This is a genomic window from Breznakia blatticola (assembly GCF_004365815.1).
In the GTDB taxonomy this organism is placed as follows: domain Bacteria; phylum Bacillota_I; class Bacilli_A; order Erysipelotrichales; family Erysipelotrichaceae; genus Breznakia; species Breznakia blatticola.
In genome coordinates, this window is record NZ_SODD01000081.1 from 1 (window position 1) to 3,325 (window position 3,325).

At 34.3% G+C, this 3,325-nt stretch carries 4 protein-coding genes; all 4 read left to right on the forward strand.

The window, feature by feature from the left end:
• Positions 1 to 211 precede the first annotated feature (211 nt).
• The 4 genes from EDD63_RS11780 to EDD63_RS11390 all read left to right on the forward strand — a co-directional run bounded on the left by EDD63_RS11780 (position 212) and on the right by EDD63_RS11390 (position 3,172).
• Positions 212 to 742 carry a DUF6431 domain-containing protein gene (locus EDD63_RS11780; protein WP_424945044.1) on the forward strand — a complete coding sequence of 177 codons (531 nt, stop codon included), beginning with the start codon at positions 212 to 214 and terminating at the stop codon, positions 740 to 742.
• Positions 743 to 810: 68 nt separating this feature from the next.
• Positions 811 to 2,052 carry a DDE-type integrase/transposase/recombinase gene (locus EDD63_RS11380; RefSeq protein ID WP_134171433.1) on the forward strand — a complete coding sequence of 414 codons (1,242 nt, stop codon included), beginning with the start codon at positions 811 to 813 and terminating at the stop codon, positions 2,050 to 2,052.
• Complete coding sequence (locus EDD63_RS11385; protein WP_134171434.1) at positions 2,049 to 2,852, forward strand: ExeA family protein; 804 nt, start codon at positions 2,049 to 2,051, stop codon at positions 2,850 to 2,852. Before EDD63_RS11380 ends, EDD63_RS11385 begins: the two co-directional genes overlap by 4 nt.
• Before the next feature lie 122 nt (positions 2,853 to 2,974).
• On the forward strand, positions 2,975 to 3,172 hold the full coding sequence (locus EDD63_RS11390) for a hypothetical protein (RefSeq protein WP_134171435.1): 198 nt from the start codon (positions 2,975 to 2,977) through the stop codon (positions 3,170 to 3,172).
• The last annotated feature ends 153 nt before the right edge of the window (positions 3,173 to 3,325 follow it).

A 3,325-nucleotide genomic window follows, 5' to 3' on the forward strand; every position in this document is an offset into this window, starting at 1 on the left:
TGTAGAATAGCATGACAAATGCAAAGGAAATTGAAAAATCTAGTCAAAACAAATGAACCAGCAATTGCAAAAGTATGACTAAAAGCTAGTCAAATATATGCAAATGCTGGTTTTTATGTTATGGATAAATAGAAAGGAATTACTAAGCAAAATAAAAAGAAGAAAATCGTCCTGCAAGACACCAATTTTCTTCCCGCTTAATAGCAACTATATGGTAACTAAAATAATAGAAGAAATCAAGACATTCACAGAAGAAATTTGCATCAAAAGAACATTGAAAACAATTTATGCTATATGTTTGTGTACAATTGAAATACATCATATTGTTTGTCCATCGTGCGGAGTTGTTGGAGAATTCATATTCTGGGGATATTATACAAGAATGTTTGTTTGGGAAGATATTCTAGAGGAAATACGTATACAACGAATATTCTGCAAAAGTTGTAGGGTAACACATAGCATACTTCTATCCTGCATGGTGCCCTATTCCCGATTTAGTTTATCCATTCATATTCGAATTGTGCAGTGTAAAGATGATCAGGAACTATTTGATACGTGGTACACAATTGGTTGTATATCTTTTGATCGCGTGCGCAATATTAGAAGTCAATATTTTAAGCACTGGAAGGAACGGTTAACCGTACTTAAAATAGTATTTGATGAACGACTCGTATTTCGAGTCTTCAAAGGATACGGACGACAATTCATGCAAATTCATGCAACGATTAATTCTTTAGTATAATGACCAACATAGGCTTGGAGTAAAGTTATAAGAAAATTATGTAAACTGACTCTAAGGAGGAAAAAAGCATGGATAAAGAAAAGAAGTTAGAAAAAATAGCAGTGTTTAGGTATGGAATCATCGCGCCATTAGTGAGTGGAACAATAAAAGAACATACAACGAATAGTGCGTTTTTTCGTGATGCAGCACAGCATCATTATGTAGATCCTGAAGGAGTATTGATTAAAGTTCATGAGCATACGATTCGAAGATGGTACAATCGTTATCAAAAAGGAGGATTTGAAGAATTAAAACCAAAGCGAAGAACGGTCCAAAAAACTCCAAGGAAAATAAGCAGTGAAGTCCATTGGTATTTGGAGCAGTATTTAGAAGAACATCCGAAGTTGCCATCAACGATGTTATATCAGAAACTATTGGAACAGCAGGTAGTAACCAAAAGAGATGTATCGCTAAGTACGGTTACAAGGTATGTGAAAGGAATTCGGAATCAAAGTCGGCAAGCAGAAAAAGAAATGCATCGATACGAAAGAGCACATATCAATGAAGTATGGTGTGCAGATAGTAGTGTGTGTATATATTTGCAAGAAGGAACGAAAAAGCGAAGAACCTATATTATAGCCTTTATTGATGATGCAAGCAGAATGATTACAGGGATTGATGTATTTTATGAAGATAACTTTATCAATCTCATGAGTGTGATGCGTAAAGCAATCATGTGTTATGGAAAGCCAAAGGTGTTTAACTTTGATAACGGAAGCCCGTACCGTAATGGGCAAATGGAGTTATTAGCGGCAAGAATAGGAACTGTCTTACATTATTGCAAGCCATATACGCCAACAAGTAAAGCAAAGATTGAGCGATTTTTCAAAACATTGAAGCAACAATGGATGTCAGGGATTAAAGGAAGTGACTTTAAAAATCTCCAAGAGCTAAGAAAAAGTCTGCAAACATATGTAAAGAGCTATAACACAAACATTCATCGCTCATTGGATACAAGTCCACAAAATCGCTTTTTTCAAGAGAGCAAACTCATCTATCGATTAAGTGAAGAAAAGATAAAGGAAGCATTTTTATTGGAGATGAAACGCAAAGTCAGCAAAGATTGCGTGATTCATTTAAACAACAAGGAATACGAAGTGCATTACCGTTATTCTAATAGTTACATCATATTACGGTACTCAAGTGATATGAAGGAAGTGTATGTGGTGGATGATGATGGAACACTCACACCGATTAAGCTTCTAGATAAGACATCTAATGCACATATAAAAAGGAATAAGGTGAAGTTATTTGGGGAGGATGCAGAATGAATTACTATGGAAGGTATGGTTTGGAGTTCAATCCCTTTATTAAGAATGCAAAGGAAATACTTGTAGAAACCACAGAGTATAAAGAAGTTACAGGAAGACTAAATTATTTAGCTGAGAACAAAGGGTTTGGATTGCTTATTGGTGGTCCGGGTAAAGGAAAGACAACCACGATTAGACATTGGGTTAGTACACTATCAACTTCACTGTATAAACCAATCTATATATCGTTATCAACATCAACGGTCGCAGAGTTTTATCGCCAGTTGGCTATAGCGTTAGGCATTATACCAGCATTTAGAAAAAGTGAGAATTTTAAATTAATACAAGATGCAATTAATCGACTTTCAATAGAAAAAAAGATTACACCAATTATTATTTTAGATGAAGCAAATTATATACGTAATGGAATATTAAATGATCTAAAGATGCTATTTAATTTTGAAATGGATTCCAAAGATCGAGCGGTGGTGTTGCTTGTAGGGTTACCACAAATACGCAATACACTAAGCTTAAACGCACACGAGCCTCTGAGGCAAAGAATCGTAATGAATTATGAGATGGATGGCATGAACAAAACAGAAATGAAGAAATATATTTCAAAGAAATTGGAAGGAGCTGGATGCGTAAGTGCTATCTATGAAGATAATGCAATCGAAGCAATCGTAAATGCATCTTCCGGTATTCCTAGAGTCACAAACAACCTTTGCGATAAAAGTTTAATGATTGGCAATCAACTAAACATGGAAACCATAACCAGCGAAATCATAATGAAGGCGGTGAATGAAAGTGCAATATTCTAGAAAAATTATAATAAGAGAGAATGAATTAAAATCTTATTTGCAATCTATACTTGCGAAAGTTGAACCAGTTTATGCCAAAGAAGTAGAAGCGATGATTCGCCAACTTTTAGAAAGCAACACTAATGAACACTTATCCAAGAACACTAAAAGAAGCAATCAAAGAAATTGAAGAGTTAGTGCAACTAATTCACCAATTAGGCGCGAAAATTGATGACCTAAACACAGAAAACAAGAAGATAAGATCAGTAATAAATCAAGTTCATGAAGTAGTGACTGACTACGACAATGAAAATGATAGTGATAATGAATTACCATTTTAAAGGAACTCAGTGTAAACCAAGTTCCTTTTTTTCATATTCATTAACAAATAATATGACGATTCGTAACAATCAAGATGAGAATTCATAATAATATAACAAAAACACTAACAAATATGATGACTATGACAGTTGCATTAAGAATGCCATTCTACA

Excerpts from the sequence above, each read along its gene's own strand:
- EDD63_RS11385 (WP_134171434.1), top strand. The coding sequence starts at position 2,049 with ATGAATTACTATGGAAGGTATGGTTTGGAGTTCAATCCCTTTATTAAG.
- EDD63_RS11380 (WP_134171433.1), top strand. The coding sequence starts at position 811 with ATGGATAAAGAAAAGAAGTTAGAAAAAATAGCAGTGTTTAGGTATGGA.
- EDD63_RS11780 (WP_424945044.1), top strand. The coding sequence starts at position 212 with ATGGTAACTAAAATAATAGAAGAAATCAAGACATTCACAGAAGAAATT.
- EDD63_RS11390 (WP_134171435.1), top strand. The coding sequence starts at position 2,975 with ATGAACACTTATCCAAGAACACTAAAAGAAGCAATCAAAGAAATTGAA.